Genomic DNA, 23,243 nt, shown 5'->3' with positions numbered 1-23,243 from the left:
AGCAGCCAGTCGCGCTCACCGGCCAGAACCGCGCGCCTGGGGCCGCCCATGGGCCGGGCCGCCGCGCTGCCGGTCGTCCTCAGCCGATGCGACCAACGAACCGCCGTCGCCACACCCACGCCAAACCGGACAGCCGCCTCGTGACAGGTCCCGCCCGAAACCACGAACCCCGCCACTCGATCCCGAAGGTCAGAAGAGTAAGGACGCGCCATACAAGCTGGCCTCCCGCCCAGCCCACATCTTGAATCATGATCCGCAGACAACCGGAATCCCGATTCAATCAGCAGCGGTCAGGCTCTATCCCCGCGCCGGGAACGGTTCGGCGGCGAACTCCGCGACATCGGCGATCAGGCCCTGCGCGGCCATGGCCACCAGCTCGCCGCCCTTTTCCGGGGTGGCCTGGCCGGGGTCGGAGCCCATGCGGCCGTCGGGATAGCGGGCGCGGAAATCCTTGGCCTCGCGGATCGGACCGGTCGGCGCGATCTGCGGCGCGTAGTTCGCCGCCTTGATGTGGTCGGGATAGGCCCACTGGGTGACGGCGATCTCCGAGGGGGTGGCGTGGCTGCCGTGGCCGGTGGGGAACTGGCGGTTGGCGAGCGCCAGCACGCCGCGTAGCTCCCACCAGTTCTTCAGCTTGCATGAGAAGCCGCGCTCGACCCGGGCGAAGCTCGCCTCGGCATAGAGCTCGGAGAAGGCCGCCTCGATGGTGGCGACATTGCCGCCGTGGCCGTTGAGGAAATAGATCTTCTCGAATCCGTGGGCGTGCAGGGAGCGCACCCAGTCGCCGATCGCGGCGATGAAGGTCGAGGGCCGCAGCGATATGGTCCCGGGGAAGCCCAGATGATGCTGGGCCATGCCGATGTTGAAGGTGGGCCCCACCAGCAGGTCGGAGGTCTTCTGAGCCTCGTGGGCGATGATCTCCGGGCACAACCAGTCGGTGCCCAGCAGCCCGGTCGGTCCGTGCTGCTCGTTGGAGCCGATCGGGATCACCACGCTCTTGGAATGTTCGAGATAGGCCTCGATCTCTTGCCAGGTGGAGAGGTGGAGCAGCATCGGAAATCCCAGGTTGGCGTCGAAGGGTCGGTCTTAGCAGCTTGCGCAGGCGTGCGCCTCAGTCGGCGAACCGCTTGAAGAAGCTGGTCTCCTTCCAGGCCGGCCGCTGGGGGGCGTTGGCCGCCTGCAGGACGACGGCGGCCATATAGGCGTTGAACTTCACCGCCTCGGCCCGCTCCACCGGCTGGGCGAGGTCATCGGCCAGGCCGTGATAGCGGTTGGACCGCCACGACTTCTCGATTTCGGCCTGCGGCGTCCCCGGCCTGAACCCGAATTTGAAGGCCAGGGCCGGCACGCCGGCGCGGATGAAGCTGTATTGGTCCGAGCGGATGAAGGAGTTGCGGTCTGGATAGGGGTCGGCCACGACCTCAAGGCCCTGGCCCATGGCCGCCGCTCGCGCCGCGTCGCCCAGCGTGCTCTCGTCCGCGCCCAGGATGATCACCGAGGTCAGGGGCCAGAGCGGCAGGGCCATGTCCATGTTGAGGCCGGCGACCACCGAACCCTTCGGCACGCTGGGTCGTTCGGCGAAGTATTTCGAGCCCAGCAGGCCCTTCTCCTCGGCGGTGACCAGGACGAACAGCACCGAGCGCTTCGGCTTGATCTCGGCGGCCGCCATCTGGCGGGCGACTTCCAGCACGCTGGCCACGCCCGAGGCGTTGTCCATGGCGCCGGGATAGTAGGGCGCGCCCTTGCCGGTCTCGTTCAGCCCCAGGTGATCGAGATGGGCGGTGATCACCACATGCTCGGCGGCGAGCGCGGGGTCGGAGCCCGGCAGCTTGGCGACGACGTTCTGGGAGGTGACTGCCGAGACGGTGGCCGCGACACTGGCCTTGAGCCCCACCTGGAGGTCGAAACCCTCGATCGGCCTGGCGGCGTCGGCCAGGGCCAGCACCTGCGCGAAGCTGTGGCCCGAGCGGGCGAACAGCTTCTCGGCGGTCGCCGGGTTGAACGAGGCCGAGAACTTGGGCGCCGTCGCGTCCTGCAGGCCCGGGTCGGCCGGGTACATGCCCGGCTGCACCGAGTTCTCGATATTGCGCGTCCAGGGGACCTCGGCGGTCTTGGGGCTGGAGAGCGAGATCAGGCCCACGGCGCCGGCGGCCTCGGCCGCGCGCCAGGTCTGGGCGCCGCGGGAGTGGGACTTGAGCGCCGCGGAGATCTCGCCCGGCCCGCCATTGATATAGACGGCGATCTTGCCCCTCAGGTCCTGCTTGGCGAAGTCGTCGACCCCGATCTCCGGCAGGTGCAGGCCATAGCCGATGAACACCAGGGGCGCTTCCACCGTGGGCCGCTGCGGGACGCGTGAACCCAGGATGATGTCGGGGCCGACCTGCAGCGGCATGACCTCGGAGCCTGCCGTCAGGGCGACGCTCGACCGCGCGGCGTCGATCTTCTGCACCGCGAAGGTGACCGGCTGCAGGTAGAGGTCGGTTCCCGCCGGCTGCAGACCATAGGCCTTGAACTGGCTGGCGGCGTAGGCGGCCGCCTTCGCATGGCCCTGACTGCCGGTCAGCCGGCCTTCGAATTCCGGCCCGGCCAGGGTCTCCACGTGGCCCCACCAGCGCGCCTCGTCGGTGGGCGGCGCGGCGGCCAGGACGGGGGTCGCCGCCAACAGGGCGCAAAGGACGAGGACAGGACGCATGCGGAGCACTTCCAGACAGAACGAACCGCCAGACTGCGCCGATCCGCGAGCGCCGCACAAGTTACGGCCGCGTCACTCACCAGGCCGATAGTCGCGGCGGATATGGCCGGCGAGCTGCGCTTCCGTGAACAGCACCGGCTTGGTCTTCATCCCCACGAACAGCGGTGTCTGGTCGGCATAGTGCCGCGAGGCCCGGTCCTGGGTGGCGGCGCCGAACTGGTGGACGCTGCGGGAGGAAAGCCTGCCCGCCCTGTCCCAGCTCACGAACATCACATAGGTGTCGCCGGCCTGGGCGGCGAGCCGGCCGTCGAGGCCCGGCCGGCCATAGATCGCCCGGAAGATGTCGGGGCCGCCGTCCACCGGCATGTCCAGCACCCCACGGCGGATGCGGTTGGCCTCGCCCCATCGCGGGTCGATCCGGCCGTAGAAGCCCTCGAGTTGGGCGACCGACTGCTTCAGGGCCGCCATGGGGGCGGTCCCGCCTTGCAAGGTGATGGCGGTGAGGATGCTCAGCGCCGCGGCGCGGTTGTCCACATCGGTCCGGCGGTCCCAGCCCGCCACCAGGGCCTTGGCGGCGGCCAGGCCTGCATCGTTCCCCACGTCGAGGGCGGCGATGGCGGCGACCGACTTAGCCACGTCGGACCGGGCGCTATAGGCCAGGTCGTACTTGTAGGCGTCGAACTCCGCCTCGGTGATCGAGGGATCGGCGCCATAGGTCTCAAGCGCCCGCCAGGCGCGGTTGGTCATGTTGGCCTGGACGCCTAGGGTCTTGGAATAGGCCTCCGGCTTCAGGTCGTCGGCCGGATCGGAGGCGCGGAACGGGGTGTTGTTGGAATTGAACACCAGGCCGGACTTCGGATTCCATAGCTGCGGGATCTTCGCGAATGGGATCAGCGATTTCGGGATCAGGTCGGAGCGATCGCCCGGCACGACGCCCGACCAATCGACGCCCTCTTTCCTGACCGGGAACTTGCCGTTGTAGACGTAGCCGACATTGCCCTTCTCATCGGCATAGACGTAGTTGATCGAGGGCACGGCCTGCACGGCCATGGCCTTCTTCCATTCGGCCAGCGTCCGGGCCTTGTTGAGCGCGAAATACTGCTGGGCCTGGCGCACCTCGTCCTGGCCCGCATAGCGCACGGCGAACACCCCGTGGTCGGTGCGCACCACCGGGCCGTGGACGGACCTCAGCACCTCCCTCTCGACGGCCTTCAGGCCGCCATCGGCCTGCTTGACCTGGATCTGGACCGTGCGTTTCTCCAGCCGCCTCCAGGCGCCGTCGAGGAGGTACTGGTCGGGATCGGCCGGGTTGATTGACAACGTGTAGACATCGGCCAGGTCGGGATTGTTGACCGTATTGGCCCAGCCCAGGTGGGCGTTGTGCCCGTGCAGCATGAAGGGCGAGCCGGGGAAGAAGCCGCCGGTGACGTGCCAGCCCTGGCCGCTCTGCACCACCGCCTCGTACCAGGCGAAGGGACCGGTGAAGGGCTGGTGCGAATTGACCAGCAGCCGGGTCGCCCCATCCGCCGAGCGCGCCGGGCCCACCGCCAGGCCGTTGGATCCGGTCGGCAGGGTCTCCAGGGAGAGCTCGGCCGCAACGATTGGCGAGGCCGCCCCGGCCTTCTTGGCCGGCGCCAGGGTCCGGCGGAAGACCCCGTCCAGGCCGTAGAAGTTGGGACTGTTGAGGATCATACCCGCGACCAGGTCGCGGCCGGTGAAGGGCGCCATGCCCGGGCTCGCCTTGTCCGGATGCTTGGCGACATAGGCGTTGACGCCGGCCGCATAGGCCTCGAGCACCGCCCTCACCTCCCCCGGCAGATCCTCGTCGTAGCGACGCCCGATCACACCCCAGACGTCCAGCAGCTGGACCATGTAGTCGCTCTCGAGGCCCGACGGTCCCTGGTCCGTTGCCAGCAAGCCCCGCGCCGCCAGCGTGCCCTGCCTCAGGGTGACGAAGTCGTCCTCGGCCTGGGCGTAGCCGAGGCCGTAGGCGGCGTCGGCGTCGGTCTTGCCCAGGATGTGCGGCACGCCCCAGTCGTCGCGCCGGATGCGGACGTCGTAGTCGGCGGCTACCGCCGGCGCGGCCAGAATCGCCGCCAGCACGGCGGCCACGGCGCATTTCGCCGACGCCCTGAGTGTCATCGTCCGCCCCCCTGAGATCGGATCGATCCTAGGGCGAGACCCCCTCGCGAAGCCAGCCCTAGCGCCGCGAGACGATCATCGGCAGGCCCCCCTTGGGTCGCATGGTGACCTGGTGGAACAGCTCGACCTCATGACCGGGCGCGAGGGCGAGGCGGTAGCGCTGGGCCAGGGTCGCCAGCACGATCATCATCTCCGTCATGGCCAGGCTGGCGCCGATGCAGACCCGCGGACCGGCCCCGAACGGGATATAGGCGAAGCGCGCGCGGCCGGCGGCGTTTTCCTTGGAGAATCGCTCGGGCTCAAAGGTCTCCGGGCGGTCCCAATGGAGCCGGTGGCGATGAGTCACCCAGGGCGCCACGCAGATCAGGGCCCCTTTTGGGATCTTCACGCCGCAGATCTCGTCGGCTTGCAGGGCGATCCGGGTCGAGGTTCCAGGCGCCGGGGGATAGAGCCGCATGGCCTCCTCGACCACCATTCGCGTGTAGCCGAGGTTCGGCAGGTCCCCGGCGGCGGGGGAGCGGCCGCCCAGAACCGCGTCGAGCTCGGCGTGCAGCCTGGCTTCGGCCTGCGGGTGTTGCGAGAGCAGGTACCAGACCCAGGCCATGGCGGCGGCCGTCGTCTCGTGGCCGGCCACGAAGATGGTCACAACCTGGTCGCGCACCTCCTGGGCGGTCATGCCGCATCCGGTCTCGGCGTCGCGCGCGGCGATCAGGCGCGAGAGCAGGTCCCCACCGCCGGGGCTGGGCTCCCGCTCGGCGATCAGGTCGGCCACCACCGCGTCGAACTCGGCGAACACCTCGGCGATCCGCTTCTCGCGCGCGGTCATTCGCAGCGGGCCAAGCACCGGGAGGAAGTCGGCCAGGCCCACCTGGGTCGCGGCCGTGGCGCCGGCGATCGATCTCTCCATCACCTCGCCCAAGGCCACGCCGTCGGTGGCGAACACCGCCCGCGAGATCATCTGCAAGGTCAGTCGCGTCATGTCGCGGGCCACGTCGATGGGCTGGTCGGCAGGCGCCTGGTCCCACCGCGCCTGGAAATCGGCCACGTCCTGCGCCATGCCGGGCGCATAGGCGGCCACGCTGGGTGGGGCGAAGGGCGGCGCCATGATCCTGCGATGACTGCGCCAGGTCTCGCCATCGGAGGACAAGAGGCCGTTGCCGAAGATCGCGCCGAACAGCCGCCGCTCCATGTCGGTCTTCGGATAGTTGGCGACATTGTCGAGGAAGACGCGCTTCACGCCGTCCGGATCGCCGACCACGTAGAACGCCCCCAAGGCGGACGACTGGCGCACGACCGGCTTTTCGTAGGCGGCCTGAATGATCTGCGGGAGGGGATTCTGCGGATCGTGGATCCGCCCCAGCCGGAAGACCGGTTTGGCCGGCGGCGGCGACCAGCCAGCCAAACTCGGCCCCTCGGAAACGCGCGCATCCATGGCGTCCTCCCCGCACATCGCCCTTGCCGCTTAACGGCGTTAAATAGAAGACACGGAACGCGCTGCTTTACAACGTTAAATAAACCGCCGAACTAGGCGCATGGCCCGCCTCGCCCGCAGCAACCCGAACCTCACCCGTGAGGCCGTGATCGAAGCCGCGGCTGTCGTGCTCGAGCGTGAGGGCCATGCCGGCCTGACGATGCGGGCGGTGGCCGCCGAACTGAAGGTGCAGGCGCCGGCGCTCTATTGGCACGTCGCCAACAAGGAGGCCCTGGAGGTCGCGCTCTACGACCACCTGATGACAGGCCTGCAATTCGCGCCCGCCGGAGACGATTGGCGCGAGGACGTGCGGCGCATGGCCTGGGCGCTGCGCCGGCATCTGCTTTCGCGGCGTGACATCGGGCGTCTCGTGCCGAACGGTTTCTTCGTGGCCCCGAACACCATGGCGATGATGGATGTCGGCCTTGGCGTGCTGCTGGACGCCGGCCTGAAGCCCCGCGACGCCTTCTACGCCTTCGCCACCTGCTTCGGCTACGTGGTCAACTGGTCGATCCGAGAGGGCGAAATCCGGGCGCAGCCCGAGGGCGTCCGACTCGGCTTGGACGCAGAAGGCAGGGCCCTCCTGAAGACCGGCGCCTATCCCCGTCTGATCACCACGGCCAAGGCCTTCGCCGACCCCGGAAGCATCGACGAGCAGTTCGCCTTCGGCCTCGACTGCCTGATCTCGGGCTTCGAACGGCTGGTCGCCAAAGCCTGATTCTCGGCGAAACCCTGTCCTGGCCTGTTGCGCCGAGGCCCCCTCTCCGCATAACTCCCCGCAAGTCTGTGAGAAGGAGTGCGCGCAGTGAGCGAAGGCGAGGTCTTTCCGGTTCCGAGCGCCTGGGCCAAGCGCGCGCATATGGACGCCGCCGGCTACGAGGCCGCCGTCGCGCAGGTGGAAGCCGATCCGGAGGCCTATTGGCGCAAGGTCGCCAGCCGCCTCGACTGGATCACGCCGCCGACCCAGATCAAGGACACCTCGTTCCACAAGCATCCCTTCCACATCCGCTGGTACGCCGACGGGGTCCTGAACGTCTCGGTAAACTGCCTGGACCGCCACCTGGCGACCCGCGGCGACCAGACCGCGATCATCTGGGAGAGCGACGAGGGCCATCCCTGGTCGAGCCTAACCTACAAGGAGCTGCACGCCGAAGTCTGCCGCATGGCCAATGTGCTCAAGGCCAAGGGGGTCAAGAAGGGCGACCGCGTCACGATCTACCTGCCGATGATCCCCCAGGTGGCGGTGTCCATGCTGGCCTGCGCCCGCATCGGGGCGGTCCACTCGGTGATCTTCGGCGGCTTCTCGGCCGACAGCATCGCCGGTCGCATCCAGGACTGCGACTCGAAGGTCGTCATCACCGCCGACGAGGGCATGCGCGGCGGCAAGGTCGTCCCCCTGAAGAAGAACGTGGACGAGGCCCTGATCCAATGTCCGGACGTCACCGACGTGATCGTGGTCCGCCGCACCCGCGCCGACGTGCCGATGGTCGAGGGCCGCGACGCCTTCTTCTCCGACCTCAAGCAGGACGTCTCCGACGTCTGCGAGCCCGAGCCGATGAACGCCGAGGACCCGCTGTTCATCCTCTACACCTCGGGATCGACGGGTAAGCCCAAGGGCGTGCTGCACACCACCGGCGGCTACCTGGCCTGGGCGGCCCACACCCACGAGCTGGTGTTCGACTACCGACCGGGCGAGGTCTTCTGGTGCACGGCCGATGTGGGCTGGGTCACCGGCCACAGCTATGTGGTCTACGGCCCCCTGGCCAATGCGGCGACCACGGTGATGTTCGAGGGCGTGCCCAACTATCCCGACAATTCCCGGTTCTGGGAGGTGATCGACAAGCACAAGGTGGAGATCTTCTACACCGCGCCCACCGCCATCCGCGCCCTGATGCGCGACGGCGACGAGCCGGTGACCAGGACCAGCCGCAAGTCCCTGCGCCTGCTGGGCACGGTGGGCGAGCCGATCAATCCCGAGGCCTGGCTCTGGTACCACCGGGTGGTGGGCGACAGCCGCTGCCCCATCGTCGACACCTATTGGCAGACCGAGACCGGCGCGGCGCTGGCCACCCCGCTGCCGGGGGCCCATCCCGCCAAGCCGGGCTCCTGCGCCAAGCCGCTGCCGGGCGTGAAGTTCGAGCTGGTCGACGCCGAGGGCCAGGTCCTGCACGGCGCGGTCAGCGGCAACCTGGTCATCACCGACTCGTGGCCGGGCCAGATGCGCACCGTCTATGGCGACCACCAGCGCTTCTTCGACACCTACTTCTCCACCTATGCCGGCAAGTACTTCACCGGCGACGGCTGCCGCCGCGACGAGGATGGCTACTACTGGATCACCGGCCGGGTGGACGACGTGATCAACGTCTCCGGCCACCGCCTGGGCACGGCCGAGATCGAGAGCGCCCTGGTCAGCAACGAGAACGTCGCCGAGGCCGCGGTGGTCGGCTTCCCGCACGACATCAAGGGCCAGGGCATCTACTGCTTCGTGACCCTCAAGGCCGACGTGACGCCGACCGACATCCTGCAGGCCGAGCTCAAGGGCTGGGTCCGTCGCGAGATCGGGCCGTTCGCCGCGCCGGACGTGGTGCAGTTCGCGCCGGGCCTGCCCAAGACCCGCTCGGGAAAGATCATGCGCCGCATCCTGCGCAAGATCGCCGAGAACGACCTCACCAACCTGGGCGACACCTCAACCCTGGCCGACCCCTCGGTGGTCGACGACCTGGTGAAGAACCGCGAGGCGTGACCCCGGACCTGCCGCCCGCCCTGCGCCAGGCCGCCGACCGGCTGCTGGAGGGCGTGTCGCGCAAGGGCCTGGCCGAGCAATCCGCCAGGATCTCGGCCCAGTATCGGGCCGGCCAGACCTCCGCCGGAGTGGTCGGTTCGACGGCCGACGCCACGGCCTATGTCCTGACCCGGCTGCCCGCCACTTATGCGGCCGGGGCCCATGTGCTGGCGGAGGCCGCGCGGATCGCGCCGGACTTCGCGCCCAGGACCCTGCTCGACGCCGGAGCAGGACCGGGCGGCGCGAGCTGGGCGGCGCTGGAGACCTGGCCGGCCATTGGAGCCGCGACCCTGCTGGACTCCAACCGCGCCTTCCTGGAGATGGCGCAGACCCTGGCCGCCGAGGGGCCCGCCGCCCTGCGCGACGCCCTGCGTCTCCGCGGCGACCTCACCGCGCCCCAGGACTGGCCCGCCGCCGACCTCGTCCTCGCCAGCTATGCCCTGGCCGAGATCGCCCCGGCCCGGCAGGCGCAGACCGTCGCAGCGCTATGGGCGGCGACCCTGGGCATGCTTGTGCTGATCGAGCCGGGAACCCCGGCCGGCCACGCCCGCATCCTGGCCGCCCGCGACGGGTTGATCGCGGCGGGAGCGAGCATCCTCGCGCCCTGCCCGCATCACGCCCCCTGCCCGCTGGCCCCGCCCGACTGGTGTCACTTCGTCCAGCGCCTGCCACGCTCGCGCGACCATCGTCTGGCCAAGGGCGGCGAGGTCCCGTTCGAAGACGAGAAGTTCATCTACCTGGTCGCCGCCCGCGCCGGGCTCGCCCGCCGCGAGGCCCGCATCCTCGCCCCGCCCCACGCCGCCAAGCCTGGGATCACCTTCAAGCTCTGCACGCCCGCGGGGACCGTCGAGCCCCGCTTCGTCCCCCGCCGCGACAAGCGGGCCTACGCCGTCGCCCGCCGGCTGGACTGGGGCGACGTCCTGCCCGGCGCGGATTAATTCGAACGCGCGTTTAAATTCGCTGGCGGAACCTGGGTGACCTTGCGACAACTGCGTCCAGGCCCATCCGCATTTCCGGGCCGCGCCATAAGAATCCCAAGGGAGGCCATTATGCCCAAGAGCCGCGAAATCCACCTTGTCGCCCGTCCGAAGGGCCTGCCCGCCCAGGACGATTTCACCCTCGTCGAGACGTCCGTGCCGGACGCCGCCGACGGCCAGGTGCTGGTCGAGAACCGCTACATGTCGGTCGACCCGGCCATGCGCCCGCGGCTGACCGCCGGCCAGGACCTCAACGTGGCCATGATGGGTGGGGCGCTCGGCAAGGTGGTGCAATCCAAGCATCCCGACTTCGCGGTGGGCGACCTGGTCTCCAACCGCCTGGGCTTCCGCGAGTTCTTCGTCTCCGACGGCAAGGGCCTGACCAAGCTCGCCGCCGACCCGGACCTGTCGCTGACGGTCCACATGCACGCGCTCGGCATGACCGGCTTCACCGCCTATGGCGGCCTGCTGCACATCGGCGCGCTGAAGGACGGCGAGCAGGTCTTCGTCTCCACCGCCGCCGGCGCCGTCGGCTCGGTCGCCGCCCAGATCGCCAAGATCAAGGGCTGCTACGTGGTGGGCTCCACCGGCGCGGCGGACAAGGCCGCCTGGCTGAAGGACGAGGTCAAGCTGGACGCGGTCATCAACTACAAGGAGACCCCGATCCGCCAGGCGCTGGAAGACGCCACGCCCAAGGGGATCGACGTCTATTTCGACAATGTCGGCGGCGACCACCTGGAGGCCGCCCTGCGGCGGATGAACACCCTGGGCCGGGTCCCGGTCTGCGGCTTCATCTCGGGCTACAATTCCGGCCACTCCAACGTCTCGAACCTGTCGAACATCATCTATTCGCGGGTCATGCTGCGCGGCTTCGTCGGCACCGACTTCATGCACCTCTACGGTGACTTCCAGCGCGACATGGCCGGCTGGCTGAAGGACGGCAAGGTCAAGTACCAGGAGACCATCCTGGACGGCATCGCCAATGCGCCCTCGGCCCTGATCGGGCTGATGGAGGGCCGGAATTCCGGGAAGATGCTGGTGAAGCTGGCTTAGGTCGTCCGCCGCGGTCCGCGCCATGGCCGCGGCGAGCGCCCGCATCTGCACCTTCACCCGCGGCTAAGGCCAGCAGGCTGGCGTGGCCAATCCTGGCGCCTTGGCGCCCCCAGGAACGTCGGCGGCGCTCAAGTTTGCGGGAACAGGCGCGGGAACAGGTCCTCCAGCGCGTGCGCGGGGAACCGTAGTGAGACCTTGCCCTTCGGCGTGTCGGAGGCCAGCAGGCCGAGTTCGGTGAGATCGGCGAGTATCCGCCGTGCAGTGCGCTCAGGCAGGCCTGTGATGGCGTCGATGTCGCCGCGCTCGAACTCGCCGCGGAACAGGGCTTCTTCCAGCAGGCGCGAGGCCTGCGGCTTGAGGTCGGGATGGCGATCGACATAGGTCCGCAGCCGACGTGCCAGGCCGTCGAGGTCGAAGAGGCTGCTCATGAAGGTGACCTGGTCCAGGCAGACCCGCAGGAACCACAGCACGAAGCCTTGCAGGGCGGCCTCGGAGAGGTTGCCGCGGCCGTCGCGGTCGCCCTGGCGTGGCATGTCTGCGTGATCCATCATGCGCATATAGTCGCCACGGCTCTCCAGGCCGCGGGCCAATCCCCGCGATACCGACCACAGGCCGTGGGCGCCGACGCCGGCGAGGCTGGCCATGGCGTGGCTCATGAGCCGGCTGACCCTGCCGTTCCCATCGGGGAAGGGATGGATGTAGTTGAAGCGGTGATGGGCCGCGGCGATAGCCATGATCTGGCCGGCCCGGCCCATCTTGCTGAAATCAAACCGGGCCTCGAAGTGAGCCATGAAGTCAGCGACCCGATGGCTCGAGGGCGGCTGGTGATTGCCAACCGAGACGTCTTCTCCCGACGTGGTGCGCCATTCCCCCGGCGTCATCCGCAACTCGCGATCCTTGCCTTTGATGGTCAGCATGGCCTCAGAGGCGCCGTCATAGAACTCGCGATGCATCCAACCGATGAAGTCGCCAGACGCCGGCGGCGGAAGGGCGCCTTCCTGGGCCATCCGATCCAGCTTGGCCTGGACGCGCACGTGGGCCGCGGCTTCGACCTGCAGGTCCCGACGGGTCTCATCCTGGTCCAGATCGCCAACCAGGGCGCGTTCGATGTCGCGTGGTCGCGTGTCATGTCCCTCAATGAGATTGCTGTAGTAGCAGTTCATCAGCCGAACGAGGTCTGCCAGGTTGGCGGCCGTGCGAGGGTGGAGCATGCGGCCAAGCGTGGCGGCGGCCGCTGAGAGGTCGGCGATGACGTCAGCGATGGCCGCCGTCGGCTCCTCAAGCCTGGCTGGTTCGATCCGATCGACGCTTTCGACAGTCATTTGGCCGATCTTTTGCGCCCCATGATCGGCGACTGTAGGCTTTATTGTAAGGGAAATCTAGCTTCGTGGCCGATCTCTTGGCCGATCTCTTGGCCGATCTCCAGCACCTTGGGTGTGGCCCATGCCACCCTGGGCGAAGCGGTCGCCTTCGACCTACCCCAACATCGAGGGGTGGGTGGCTCGGATGAAGGCCCGGCCGTCCGGGGACGGCGGCGAGGCCGAGCTCAACGGCTTGCGCTGCGGCGCTATGGTCCAGACCTAGGTGACCGCCCGATCCGGCGCTTCATGACAATCCCGTAAGCTTTCCTAGGCCTGAGCCGGTGCTAGGGTCGCGGCCTCTCGCCATTGGAAAGCGTCCATGTTCCGCACCGCCGTCCGCGCCTTCGCCCTGACCGTGACCCTGGCGCTGGCGGCGCCCGCCGTCGCCGCCGAAACGGTCCCGCCGATCGTCTACAAGGAACGGACCCTGGCCAACGGGCTGAAGGTCTATTCCTCGGTCGACAAGGCCACGCCCAATGTCACGGTCCAGGTCTGGTACGGGGTGGGGTCGAAGGACGATCCGGTCGGCCGCTCGGGCTTCGCGCACCTGTTCGAACACATGATGTTCAAGGCCACGCGCGACATGCCGGCCGAGACCATCGACCGCATGACCGAGGATGTGGGCGGGTTCAACAACGCGTCCACCTATGACGACTTCACCAACTATTACGAGGTCGTCCCCGCCAACCACCTGGAGCGCCTGCTGTGGGTGGAGGCCCAGCGGCTGGGCGCGCTGGTGGTCGACGAGGCGGTGTTCAAGTCCGAGCGCGACGTCGTCAAGGAGGAGCTGCGCCAGTCGGTGCTGTCCCAGCCCTATGGCCGTCTGATGTACCTCTACCTGCCCCAGGCCAGCTACACGACGCACCCCTATAAGCGGCCGGGCATCGGCTCCATTGAGGAGCTGGACGCCGCCACCATCGACGATGTCCGCGCCTTCCATGCCGCCTATTACCGTCCCGACAACGCCGCCCTGATCGTCATCGGCAATTTCGACGAGGGTGAGCTCAACGCCTGGGTCGACAAGTATTTCGGCCCCCTGAAGCGTCCGGCCGCCCCGATCAAGCGGGTGACCGCCGTCGAGCCGCCGCGCGCCCAGGCCGGGGTGTTCGAAGGCTACGGCCCCAATGTGCCGCTGCCGGCGGTGGCCATGACCTGGCACGCGCCGGCCGCCTCCAGCCCGGACGCCGCGGCGCTCACCGTGCTCGACGCCATCCTCTCCTCGGGCAAGTCCTCGCGGCTCTATGACAGCTTGGTCTATGAGCAACAGGTGGCCGCCGAGGTCTTCTCCGACGCCTCCCTGCCCGAACAGCCCGGCATGGTGATGGTCGGCGCCATCCTCGCCGGCGGCAAGACCCTTCCCGAGGGCGAGAAGGCCCTGCTGGCCCAGGTCGCCAAGCTGCGCGACGCCCCGCCGACGGCGGCTGAGCTCGCCGAAGCCAAGAACGAGCTGGTCACCGGCAAGCTGCGCGCCCGCGAGACCATCGACGGCCGCGCCTTCGCGCTGGGCTACGCCCTGCGCACGGCGGGCGACGCCGCCCTGGCCAACCGCGAACTCGCCGAGCTGCAGGCGGTCACCGCCGCCGATGTGCAGCGCGTGGCGAAGACATACCTGACGGACAGCGGCCGCATGACCATCCGCTACCGGCCCGAAACCGATCGGCCCGCCGGCCAGGCGGACAGCACGCCCAAGCCGCCGGTGGTCGCGTCCGTGAAGTACGCCGGCGAGATCATCGCACTGGCGCCGGAAGGCCAGCGCATCGCCCCGCCGCCGTTGGGAACCCCGGTCAGCCCGGTCCTGCCCCAGCCCTCCGAGAAGACCCTGGCCAACGGCCTGCGGGTGATCGTCGCCAAGTCCTCAGACCTGCCCCTGGTCACCGCCGACCTCACTGTCAGGACCGGCGCCTGGGCCGATCCCGACGGCCTGGCCGGCGCCATGGGCATGACCGCCGGCATGCTGACCGAGGGCACCAAGACCCGCGGCGCGCAGGAGATCGCCAGCCAGACCGAAGCCCTGGGCGCGTCCCTGGAGGCCGGCGGCGGGCAGGAGAGCTCGTCCGTCACCCTCAATGTCATGCCCGAGAAGCTGCCCGCGGCGCTCGCCATCATGGCCGACGTGGTCCGCAACCCGGCCTTCAAGGCCGAGGAGCTGGAGCGCCAGCGCACCCAGGCCCTGGACGGCCTGTCGGTGGCCTACCAGCAGCCCGGCCAGCTGGCGGGCTTCGCGGCTTCGCAGGTGGTGTTCTCCGGCACGGCCTTCGGCCATGTGGCCACCGGCACCCCGGCCTCGCTCACCCGGCTGACCACCGCCGACCTCGCCAAGCTGCACGCCGCCAGCTTCCGGCCCGACAACGCCATCCTGGTCCTGACCGGCGACATCACCCCGGCCCAGGGCTTCGCGCTCGCCGAAACGGCGTTCGGCGACTGGAAGGCGCCGGCCGGTCCGCCGCCGGCCCGGGTCGGGGTCACCCCCAAGGCGCCGCCGCGCGCCGTGGCCATCGACCTTCCCGGAACCGGTCAGGCGGCGGTCACCGTGACCAAGGCGGCCATCTCCCGCGCCGCGCCCGACTACTATCCCGGCATCGTCGCCAACTCGGTGCTGGGCGGCGGCTATTCCGCGCGGCTGAACCAGGAGATCCGCATCAAGCGCGGCCTCTCCTACGGCGCCAATTCGCGGCTGTCGGCCCAGCGGACCACCGGCCAGTTCCGCGCCGCGGCCCAGACCAAGAACGAGTCGGCGCCCGAGGTCCTGGACCTGATCGTCGCCGAACTGAGGCGCCTGGCCGACACCCCGGCGGGCGCAGACGAGCTGAAGGCCCGCAAGTCGGTGCTGGTGGGCGGCTTCGGTCGCGAGCTGGCCACCACCGGCGGCCTGGCCGACATCCTGGGCAACCTGGCGCTCTATGACCTGCCCCTGGCCGAGATCGCCGCCTTTACCGGCAAGGTCGAGGCGGTGACCCCAGCCGAGGTCCAGGCCTTCGCCAAGAGCAATCTCGATCCGGCGGCGGCGAGCGTCATCGTCGCCGGCGACGCCAAGGCGTTCCTGGAGGGGCTGAAGTCGCGCAAGCCGAACCTGGAGGTGGTCCCAGCTGCGGAGATCGACTTCGATCGCGTTGACCTGAGGAAGGCGAAGTAGGCCCACGGCGTGGTGCGGTGGGATGGGGTCCTGCTCGGCAGGCGAACCCTGTTTCAGCCCAGGCCTAGCGTTTCCGCCCATTTGAGCCATATAGTCGCTCAAAGGAGCGATCTTATGGACCATGTGAAGTCTCGCGTCGCTGCCCGGGCCGCCGCCGCGCCGGCGCGGGGAGGGACGAAGAAGGCCACTTCGGGGGGTCACCTCCTCCATATCGGCCTGTGGCGCGCCACGCCGGTGGAGCGCATCGAGCTGGCCAAGAAGGGCCTGGGCGCGGCCGAGGCCAAGCATCTCATCGGGGCCTTGTCCCTCCCGTCCGACGACGCCCTCGCCGCCCTTCGCCTGCCCCGCGCGACCTTCAACCGGAAGGTGGCTACGAACCAGGCGCTGTCGACCGCCGAGAGCGAGCGGGTCATCGGTATGGCCAAGCTGGTCGGCCAGGTCGAAGCCATGGTCGAGGAGATGGGCGATCCCACCGGCTTTAACGCCAGCGCCTGGCTGTCGCGCTGGCTCAAGGAGCCCCTGCCGGCTCTCGGCGCGGTCCGGCCGATGGACTTGATGGACACCATGGAGGGACAGGCCCTGGTCTCCAGCCTGCTGGCCCAGGCTGGTAGCGGAGCCTATGCGTGAGCCAGACGCTCTGGCGGATCGCCACGGACGCGCCGGCCTACGAGGCCGACGACCTCACGGGGGCAGGCGCTGAGATCACCGGCGGCCGCTGGAATGAGAAGGGCGTTCCGATGGTCTACACTTCGGAGACCCGCGCCCTGGCCTGCCTGGAGACAGTGGTTCATCTCAACGCCGGCGGCCTGCCGCTCAATCGCTACCTGGTGGCCATCGAGGTCCCAGACGACCTCATGGCGGCGGCCCTGCGCGAGACCGCGGCGAGCCTGCGGGCCGGCTGGGACGCCGAGCCCGCAGGCCGCGTGACCTTGAAGTTCGGGACCGACTGGATCAACGCCAGGAGCTCGGCGGTCCTGGCCGTGCCCTCGGTCATCGTGCCCGAGGAGATCAACCTGCTGATCAATCCGCTCCATGCCGAGGCGAGCCGCATCACCGCGCGCAAGGTCCGCAGATGGACCTATGACCCCAGGCTGGTGAAGGTCGCCTGATCAGCTGGCGCCCGCCGGCTTGGCCGGACGCCAGGACACCGGGACCTTGCACACCGGCCTCGACCATCTGCCGTCCGACAAGCGCTGGCGTCTCGCCTGGGCGCTGAATGTCCTGATTGAGGCGTTCGAGACCGCCGTCGCCCGTGGGGCGAGAAAGGGCGGCTGAGCGCTCACTGATCTTGCTCGAAGTCAGTTTAGCGTTCGCCGATATCCGATGCGCTGCAACCACAAGAGCAAGGGGTAAGGTCTGACCTGGTCCTGTCCGGAAGATTGTGCTTCCGGGTGCATGCGTGGGAGACACCATTCGCCTTGATGTCCGTTAGCAGCAGCTCACTGCCTTGTGCTACATTGAGTGGTATGCAAACGCGCACCCTGAACATGGCTCAGCTGGTTGGGCTCGATAGCGGCCTCCCCCTCAAGCGCGTCTTCCGTGACAGGTACGAGCTCCGCACCTACGTGCGTGCGTTGCTGCTCGCAAAGCGGCTCTTGGAGAACCCAGGATTGATTGCGAAGGGGCAAGCCTACCTTGAACGCTTCGTCAGGACCGATCCGCGGCAGCGCGACATCTACGAGTTCTGGAGCGAGGCGGTCCGCCTCCCGGTTGGCCAATTGGTGTCAGATCTCCTGGCTGACGATGAACGCGGAGCGTCCCTGCGCGAGACCGCGCCGGTGTTCGTCGTGATCCCCCCGGAACAAGTCACCGCCTTGGCCAGGCACGCCGCCTAGTGACGCGGCGCGAACTCGATCATCTGCTTCGAGCTGCGGGCGACCTTACTGGGCACAAGCGATTTGTACTGGTGGGATCGAACGCAATCTTCGCGTGGTACGAGCACGTCCCCGAACGCATGATGATTAGCCGTGAAGCCGACATGTTCGCTTCGGACGTTAGTGACGACGAGGTGGAGCGGATATCGGATCTCCTGGAGAACATTGGGCAGCTCTCCGTTTTCGATGACACGCACGGGTACCATGTTGACGGCGTTGGTCCGGAGACCGCCAAGCTGCCTTCAGACTGGCGCGAACGTTGCAGAATTTACGTTTCGCCCGCGACGAACGGCGTCGAAGCTGTAGTTCCCCATCCCGAGGACATTGCTGTCTCGAAGCTCTTCGCCGGCCGCGAGAAAGATCTGGATTGGGTGAGCGCAGCCCATGGCGCGGGCTTCATCGACCTGGCGGAAGTCGCGAGCAGGATCGACAAGTTACCCGAGCTGGCGGATGCCCGGCGCGTCCGCATTCTAGAGCTGATTGAGATCGTGCGCCGGCGGGGGCGTGACTAGCCATCCGGTTGGGTCTCGGCTGCCAGGAGGCGCACCCTCAGGTTTCCGGCGGCCGGTATCGGTTTCGACCGGGTGGGCCTGAAGAAGAAATCCGATCGGGGATGCCGCGCCTTCGCGACAGTGATCCGCGTCATGGCGCGGACAGCTCGTCCCGGCGGGACCTATAGAAAATACCCGATTCTTCAGGGTCATTTCGCACAAGGCATTTCTTATCGGCCTGCGCCTATGGGCGGCTTTCTCCCCATCGACATGCACTAGGTCGGGGACGACCTCCTGCTCCCACTTCGAACAGGCGGGTTTCGAGAGCCAATGCGGACGAGAAATCCCGTGGAAGCGGCGACTTCAGTGACGTGACGACAGCATCAAGGCGTCAACCCGGCTCACCCAACCAAGTTTGCCAAACCCACACATGGAGATCGTTCTGCGAGCGCCATGTCGTGACGCGCGCAAAAGTTGCTGATATGTTAACGCCGAGTTCTTCGATGGTTGGGGGCCAGGATGAGGAATTTGCTTATTGCGACGCTCGCCGCCTGGACGATCGCCGCCGGAACGGCGCAAGCTCAGACCACCGCCACGCCAGCGACGACGTGGACATTCCATCCTTCGGATGCTGAAAATCCGACTTGCCCCGGCTCCGCTCAATCATGCGACGCTTGGCGCACGTTCCGCGATGCGCATCCCTGGCCCTACCAGGCCTACGCCCTCTCTCAGCGCAACGGCCGAATTGTCGCGATACTTTCTGAGCCGCCGACGCGCCTCAGTCATGTCGAGCTCGAACATTTGGCGCAAGCTGTGTTCGGTTCCCAATTGGAGGCCGTAGGCCGATATCGTTGGGCGACAGGTGTTGACGGGTGGCTCGAAGACCTCGTCTTGACCCTAAAGCCTGTGGACTCAGCGAAGACCTCGGCGGTGCTCGGGTCCGGACTGAAGGTTTGGAACGCCCCATCCAGCGTGGTCGAGGGCTTGAAGTATATCGACGCCGCGCTTCACGGGACCTCGGACGGCTTCTGGCTTGAAGACGTCGACGAGCCGGCGCCATCCACACCCATCGCCTCGATGTCCGTGCGACCCGTCGATGTCGGAGGATGGTTGACCGCAAGCGGCGGGAGCTGGGCGTCCCTGACGAGCCCCGCCGACGCGCCTTCTTCCTGGTCTGCTATCCTCGGGCGCGCGGGCGCCTTTCGATCCTCAGATGGGGCCCTTGTGGCGTTGGTGCTGTCCAAGGGCGCCGTCCTCGATGATGCTCGGGATGATTTCCGCCGCTTCGCCTTGGAGTCAGACCTCCTCGCAGCTGCGCTCAAGACACCCAAAGAGGTGTTCGTCCTGATTGGCCGCAAACGCCAAATCCCGCTTTCCGACCTGCCGCCGCTCCGGTTCGAAACCTTCGCCGCCCTGGCGGCGCAGCGCAGCGAGGCGCTGGCCCAGAGCTATGAACGCCAGCGTGTGTTCGCCGGCAAGATCCTGACCGGCGAGTTCCGCGGCTGGGACTGGGCGCCCATCCTGCTCTCAAAGCAGCTGGAGGACCGAGAGTTCGGCGCCCTGCTCAACGCGGCCGATCAAATCCTGAAGTCCTGGTCTGAAGCAGGACAGGTGCGCTATCTTGACTTTCCCGTCGCCGCGCCGCCCGCCTACCCCTTCGGCGCTTCGCCTGTGAGCTCTGTAGCGGCATCAGAGCTCGACGCGTCAGGGATCATCTTCAACTGGAACACCCGCGGGTTCTCCGTCCTCACGGATCAACCGAGCGGGCGGGTGTTGACGGCTGACCGCTCCGGCGCGCTTCCAGTCCTCTATCTCCCGCTCGGCGAGGACGGTGGAGATGCGGGTGACCCGAAGCGGCTTTCCGAGGGTTGGTCGAAGAAGGGGCGCGACTATTTCGAACGATCGGGGCACCCGCTCGTTGTTCGGGTCGCGCAGAACACCTTGCTCTATCAAGCGGTCAACAATCTGCTGGTAGGCTCCAGCGCACCGAAGGAAGCGTCCCTGTCACGCACAGAGATCGCGGTCGCCGCAATTCAGGTGGAGGCGAAGGCTTGGCTGTCGCGCATCGCGGGCGAGCCGGACGCCGCCGATCCCCTGAAACGGTCGATCCAGAAGGACGTCCGCCAGCTTCTCGCGACCCCTGGGATGACCTTGGACCAGGCGGCGGAGTTCCTAGTTGCATCGCAGACCTCAAGCCTCAAACTTCTCAAAGCCGAGGATCGCCTGCGGGTGCTGGAGGCCCGAGGCCGTCTCCTGGACAAGGCAGGCGATGAGGCGCGTGCGGCTTACCGGATGGCGTACGACACCGCCTGCGCCGAAGCCCTGCGGCATCCCGGCGGCACCAAGGACGCGAACGGCTGCCGGTTCGAATCGGAAAGCAGCGAAGCCGCCAAGTTCAATGAGCTTAAGGCGATCGTGGCTTCGCGAAATACGGAGATCGAACGGATCGCTGACGAGATCGGCAAGCTCCAATCGGCCTACTTCCTGGCAGGCGCCACCTATCGCCGGGAGGCCAAGCTATATCGCTCCGGTCAGCGTCTGGGCCGCAAGATCGCCGACTCCGCGTGGCTCGCGGCGGACCTCGACGGCATCAAGGATCGCCTCCTCGCCGCGGCGGCGCGGGACAGGACAGGCGGCTCGATCCGGACCCCGACCCTGGTCCTGTCGCAGAACGAAGTCGAGATATGGGCGATCGGAGGTCATAATGTCGGTGGACGTCCTCCCATCGTTACCGCGAGAACCCCAACTGCGCCAAGCAAGAGAATGCCGGCCGGGTCCGCCGCACAGTCCGCAGTCGACGCCAACATCACGCAGATCTCCGCGAACAAGATACCCACTGTAACGGCCGAGCGCTTGGCCGCCGGCGAGTTGGGCGACGCCCTTGCGCCGCGTTCGGCCGCCGATGCCCTGCAGGTGAGTTCCGAGGCGCCGAAGAGCATGCTGGCGCTTGTGCGCTCCCGCCCGGCCGCGGCTACCGAGCATGTGCAGCCTATGCTCGCACGCCTCCAGGCCTGCAGCGAATGCCGGGCCGTCGTCGTTAGCGTGGGCCCCGACACCTTCGCCGTCGCCAAACGCCCACCAGGTACGGGAAATGTCGAGATTGTAGAAGGCGCCTCGGGGCTGATCGAGGTCCTCGCCAATGCGCGGGGCGGCAGCGAAATGGTGCACTTCTACGGCGTCGATGCGGAATGGACCCGAGCCCTGACAGAAAGCGTGATGCTGAAGAAGCTCGCGACGTCACGGCCTTCCTCGCTAATCGAACATGCGAAGGTCCTCTTTGGAGGCGGGGGCCGCAAGCCGCCCGGCCCGCCGCCGGACCTGGTGCTGGAGACGCCAATGCCTGGCCAACCCGGCGGCCGGGGCACGGTCTCGCTCTTCGGACGCGATCCGGTACGGCTTGCACGCGCCGCCCAGGCAAAGCCGGCCTGGTCGCAGGCCGTTGTTCAGCCGGCCGAGGCGGATGCGGCGAGCTGGTTTGCCGCCCATCCCAACATCCAAGGCCAACGCGGCGTGCCCGGAACCCATCCTACGGTCGTCGTGGTCGTCTTTCCAAAGACGGGCGACGCGATGCAGATCGGCCGCATCGCCGCCGTGGCCGACGTGCCCGAGGCGGCCGCCTCCGGCGCGGGCGTCCGACTGCAAGCGATCCTCCAAGATCAGGTGAAGCGTGCCGCCACCTCCCAGGCCAACCTCGCCACAATGGTCGCCGCGACCAAGGCGCGGATCGTGCGAGACCTGAAGGCGGACGTGACCTTCTACGTCGACAGCAATCTCGGCGACCTGCGGATGGCAGAGGCGAGGCCCTAAACATGCCCGGACACCTGCCGTTCGAACTCGCGGTGCTCTTCGCCGTTCCGATCACGGAAGCCGCCTTCTTGTCGGCCGCGAGCGGGACGCCCCGCAGCGACTATGTCGGCGGCCTGGTGGGTCGGCGGAAGCCTTCGGAGGCATGGGCTGGGGAGGATGGATATCATCGGGTCGCCGAGGCCGCCCAACGGCTCGCCGCGCTGACCGAGCACCTAGGTGGGCGCGTGGTGACAGACGCGGGCCTAGCCGACCTCCGCCGGGCGACGGAAACGAGCGACGTCGTGATCCTGTGCGGCCACTGGCGCGGGGCGCCCCTGGCTGAGGCGGATCTCCGCGGGTCAGTGCATGACATGGACGGCGCTGTTCAAGCCGCGGCTGGGCCTGAGGGGGAAATCCTGCGCGCCGCGCTAACAGCGCTCCCGCGCGCCCCAGTCGCCGAGCAAGCGCAACGGGCCTGGCGCCGGGAATTCGCGGGCACCCTCAACAGGCTCATCCTGGCTGGGGCATTCAACAATGCGCTCAAACTCTCCGACCCCCGTGAACGGGAGGCGATCGGACCGTCGCTGGCCCGGGCGGTGATCGACGAGGTGCTAGGGCCCCACATCGCGCCGGGCAATCGGCTTGAATTGGCTGATGGCTTGGTCGGCGAAGCCGAGATCGAGGCCGCGATCGCCCCCAATTTCGCTGGCGAATTGGATCTCAGCGTCTGCCAGTCGGTCTATCTTGCGCGCTTTCTTGGCAAGCGCCGGGCGGAGCACGTTCCGCGGCCGATCTTCCATCATGGGCTGAATCACCTGGTCCCGATTTCCCGCTTCGCTGTGCTGGCCGACACGCTCAAGGCCTGTGAGGAAGCAAGCGTCCGTTATCACGAGGCGCGGGCGCTGGTGGAGGCGGCGCTGATGAGCGCATTCGGCAAGATTGATGGTAATCAGCGAGGAGGAACGCCATGGGCTTGGGCTCGATCCTGGATCGGCACTATGTGCCGCGCGACGTCTTTGGGATCCGAAATCGGCAAGCTTTCGAGGTGGAGCTAGAGGCCTATCGCAAGCGCTACAGCCTGGTCTCGCTCGTCATCTTCACCTTCGCCATGCTACTAGTTGCCGGCGCCGGATACGCGGCGCTCCGATTCCTGGACGACCCCGACAAGCTGAAGCTGCTCTATGCCGCGACAGGCGTCACCTTGGCCGGAGCGATCGAGATCCTTCGTCGGGTCGCTCGCGAGTGGGGCCGGGTCGACCTGCTGCTCATCTGGCTCAAGAACGCTGACGATGAGGACGCCAAGAGCATCATGGACGACCTCAAGGCCGCGCTGAGCGACCCTCGCGCTCCCGCAGCGTCGGGTTGAACCTCCGAGGCTCAACCTACAGGGGCCCCACCGGGGCTGCCTGATCACGCATGCTCATGGCGCCAAACTGACCGTGGGCTGGATTCTCGGCGACGTCGTATTCACCCGTGAGCGG

Annotated in this window: 19 protein-coding genes; 13 read left to right on the top strand and 6 right to left on the bottom strand. The window is 67.8% G+C overall.

The window, feature by feature from the left end; all coding sequences use genetic code 11:
- The 5 genes from Q8Q88_RS24695 to Q8Q88_RS06700 all read right to left on the bottom strand — a co-directional run.
- The coding region (locus Q8Q88_RS24695; protein WP_371129820.1) for an IS630 transposase-related protein at positions 1–212 on the bottom strand (212 nt) is incomplete at its 3' end.
- Positions 213–297: 85 nt separating this feature from the next.
- Entirely contained in the window at positions 298–1,053 is a 756-nt protein-coding gene (locus Q8Q88_RS06715) for a creatininase family protein (RefSeq protein ID WP_305674428.1), read from the bottom strand.
- A gap of 58 nt (positions 1,054–1,111) precedes the next feature.
- Entirely contained in the window at positions 1,112–2,692 is a 1,581-nt protein-coding gene (locus Q8Q88_RS06710; protein ID WP_305674427.1) for a M20/M25/M40 family metallo-hydrolase, read from the bottom strand.
- Positions 2,693–2,764: 72 nt separating this feature from the next.
- The gene (locus Q8Q88_RS06705; RefSeq protein WP_305674426.1) at positions 2,765–4,834 is read right to left on the bottom strand and encodes an acylase; all 2,070 of its coding nucleotides are present in this window, start codon (positions 4,832–4,834) and stop codon (positions 2,765–2,767) included.
- Positions 4,835–4,892: 58 nt separating this feature from the next.
- The gene (locus tag Q8Q88_RS06700) at positions 4,893–6,266 is read right to left on the bottom strand and encodes a cytochrome P450 (RefSeq protein WP_305674425.1); all 1,374 of its coding nucleotides are present in this window, start codon (positions 6,264–6,266) and stop codon (positions 4,893–4,895) included.
- A gap of 100 nt (positions 6,267–6,366) precedes the next feature.
- On the opposite strand from Q8Q88_RS06700, the gene Q8Q88_RS06695 reads away from it, so the two are divergent.
- From Q8Q88_RS06695 to Q8Q88_RS06680, 4 genes are all read left to right on the top strand, one after another.
- Positions 6,367–7,023 carry a TetR/AcrR family transcriptional regulator C-terminal domain-containing protein gene (locus tag Q8Q88_RS06695; protein WP_305674424.1) on the top strand — a complete coding sequence of 219 codons (657 nt, stop codon included), beginning with the start codon at positions 6,367–6,369 and terminating at the stop codon, positions 7,021–7,023.
- 87 nt (positions 7,024–7,110) lie between these two features.
- Complete coding sequence (acs, locus tag Q8Q88_RS06690; protein ID WP_305674423.1) at positions 7,111–9,048, top strand: acetate--CoA ligase; 1,938 nt, start codon at positions 7,111–7,113, stop codon at positions 9,046–9,048.
- The gene (locus tag Q8Q88_RS06685; protein WP_305674422.1) at positions 9,045–10,025 is read left to right on the top strand and encodes a small ribosomal subunit Rsm22 family protein; all 981 of its coding nucleotides are present in this window, start codon (positions 9,045–9,047) and stop codon (positions 10,023–10,025) included. The genes acs and Q8Q88_RS06685 overlap by 4 nt, the downstream gene beginning before the upstream one ends.
- Positions 10,026–10,136: 111 nt before the next feature.
- Positions 10,137–11,117, top strand: coding sequence for an NADP-dependent oxidoreductase (locus tag Q8Q88_RS06680; RefSeq protein ID WP_305674421.1), 981 nt, complete (start codon positions 10,137–10,139; stop codon positions 11,115–11,117).
- Positions 11,118–11,245: 128 nt separating this feature from the next.
- Here the strand turns inward: Q8Q88_RS06680 and Q8Q88_RS06675 are convergent, their stop codons facing one another.
- The gene (locus tag Q8Q88_RS06675; RefSeq protein WP_305674420.1) at positions 11,246–12,439 is read right to left on the bottom strand and encodes a Fic family protein; all 1,194 of its coding nucleotides are present in this window, start codon (positions 12,437–12,439) and stop codon (positions 11,246–11,248) included.
- Positions 12,440–12,797: 358 nt separating this feature from the next.
- Between Q8Q88_RS06675 and Q8Q88_RS06670 the strand changes: the two genes are divergently transcribed.
- From Q8Q88_RS06670 to Q8Q88_RS06630, 9 genes are all read left to right on the top strand, one after another.
- Positions 12,798–15,611 carry a pitrilysin family protein gene (locus Q8Q88_RS06670; RefSeq protein WP_305674419.1) on the top strand — a complete coding sequence of 938 codons (2,814 nt, stop codon included), beginning with the start codon at positions 12,798–12,800 and terminating at the stop codon, positions 15,609–15,611.
- Positions 15,612–15,725: 114 nt separating this feature from the next.
- The gene (locus Q8Q88_RS06665; RefSeq protein WP_305674418.1) at positions 15,726–16,238 is read left to right on the top strand and encodes an antitoxin Xre/MbcA/ParS toxin-binding domain-containing protein; all 513 of its coding nucleotides are present in this window, start codon (positions 15,726–15,728) and stop codon (positions 16,236–16,238) included.
- Entirely contained in the window at positions 16,235–16,720 is a 486-nt protein-coding gene (locus tag Q8Q88_RS06660) for an RES family NAD+ phosphorylase (protein WP_305674417.1), read from the top strand. The genes Q8Q88_RS06665 and Q8Q88_RS06660 overlap by 4 nt, the downstream gene beginning before the upstream one ends.
- Before the next feature lie 19 nt (positions 16,721–16,739).
- Positions 16,740–16,886 carry a hypothetical protein gene (locus tag Q8Q88_RS06655; RefSeq protein WP_305674416.1) on the top strand — a complete coding sequence of 49 codons (147 nt, stop codon included), beginning with the start codon at positions 16,740–16,742 and terminating at the stop codon, positions 16,884–16,886.
- A 191-nt stretch (positions 16,887–17,077) separates the two neighbouring features.
- A complete protein-coding gene (locus Q8Q88_RS06650; protein WP_305674415.1) occupies positions 17,078–17,446 on the top strand; it encodes a hypothetical protein in 369 nt (122 codons plus the stop codon).
- The gene (locus Q8Q88_RS06645; protein ID WP_305674414.1) at positions 17,446–17,997 is read left to right on the top strand and encodes a DUF6036 family nucleotidyltransferase; all 552 of its coding nucleotides are present in this window, start codon (positions 17,446–17,448) and stop codon (positions 17,995–17,997) included. The genes Q8Q88_RS06650 and Q8Q88_RS06645 overlap by 1 nt, the downstream gene beginning before the upstream one ends.
- Before the next feature lie 498 nt (positions 17,998–18,495).
- Positions 18,496–21,783 (top strand): hypothetical protein, encoded by a 3,288-nt coding sequence (locus tag Q8Q88_RS06640; protein WP_305674413.1) that lies wholly within the window; start codon positions 18,496–18,498, stop codon positions 21,781–21,783.
- 2 nt (positions 21,784–21,785) lie between these two features.
- Positions 21,786–22,817: a hypothetical protein gene (locus Q8Q88_RS06635; RefSeq protein ID WP_305674412.1), complete on the top strand. Its 1,032-nt coding sequence runs from the start codon at positions 21,786–21,788 to the stop codon at positions 22,815–22,817.
- Positions 22,808–23,128: a hypothetical protein gene (locus Q8Q88_RS06630; RefSeq protein ID WP_305674411.1), complete on the top strand. Its 321-nt coding sequence runs from the start codon at positions 22,808–22,810 to the stop codon at positions 23,126–23,128. Before Q8Q88_RS06635 ends, Q8Q88_RS06630 begins: the two co-directional genes overlap by 10 nt.
- The last annotated feature ends 115 nt before the right edge of the window (positions 23,129–23,243 follow it).

Origin of the sequence: Phenylobacterium sp. (genome assembly GCF_030697925.1) — a bacterium.
Taxonomy (GTDB): Bacteria; Pseudomonadota; Alphaproteobacteria; order Caulobacterales; family Caulobacteraceae; genus Phenylobacterium.
The sequence above is the reverse complement of the archived record's forward strand: the minus strand, read 5'-3'. Positions and strand labels throughout refer to the sequence as shown.

What these genes read in the sequence shown, in the direction of transcription:
- Q8Q88_RS06635 (WP_305674412.1), top strand. Translation starts at nt 21,786, where the DNA reads ATGCCCGGACACCTGCCGTTCGAACTCGCGGTGCTCTTCGCCGTTCCG.
- Q8Q88_RS06670 (WP_305674419.1), top strand. Translation starts at nt 12,798, where the DNA reads ATGTTCCGCACCGCCGTCCGCGCCTTCGCCCTGACCGTGACCCTGGCG.
- Q8Q88_RS06680 (WP_305674421.1), top strand. Translation starts at nt 10,137, where the DNA reads ATGCCCAAGAGCCGCGAAATCCACCTTGTCGCCCGTCCGAAGGGCCTG.
- Q8Q88_RS06695 (WP_305674424.1), top strand. Translation starts at nt 6,367, where the DNA reads ATGGCCCGCCTCGCCCGCAGCAACCCGAACCTCACCCGTGAGGCCGTG.
- Q8Q88_RS06710 (WP_305674427.1), bottom strand. Translation starts at nt 2,692, where the DNA reads ATGCGTCCTGTCCTCGTCCTTTGCGCCCTGTTGGCGGCGACCCCCGTC.
- Q8Q88_RS06640 (WP_305674413.1), top strand. Translation starts at nt 18,496, where the DNA reads ATGAGGAATTTGCTTATTGCGACGCTCGCCGCCTGGACGATCGCCGCC.
- Q8Q88_RS06675 (WP_305674420.1), bottom strand. Translation starts at nt 12,439, where the DNA reads ATGACTGTCGAAAGCGTCGATCGGATCGAACCAGCCAGGCTTGAGGAG.
- Q8Q88_RS06665 (WP_305674418.1), top strand. Translation starts at nt 15,726, where the DNA reads ATGGACCATGTGAAGTCTCGCGTCGCTGCCCGGGCCGCCGCCGCGCCG.
- Q8Q88_RS06650 (WP_305674415.1), top strand. Translation starts at nt 17,078, where the DNA reads ATGCAAACGCGCACCCTGAACATGGCTCAGCTGGTTGGGCTCGATAGC.
- Q8Q88_RS06700 (WP_305674425.1), bottom strand. Translation starts at nt 6,266, where the DNA reads ATGGATGCGCGCGTTTCCGAGGGGCCGAGTTTGGCTGGCTGGTCGCCG.
- Q8Q88_RS06715 (WP_305674428.1), bottom strand. Translation starts at nt 1,053, where the DNA reads ATGCTGCTCCACCTCTCCACCTGGCAAGAGATCGAGGCCTATCTCGAA.
- Q8Q88_RS06705 (WP_305674426.1), bottom strand. Translation starts at nt 4,834, where the DNA reads ATGACACTCAGGGCGTCGGCGAAATGCGCCGTGGCCGCCGTGCTGGCG.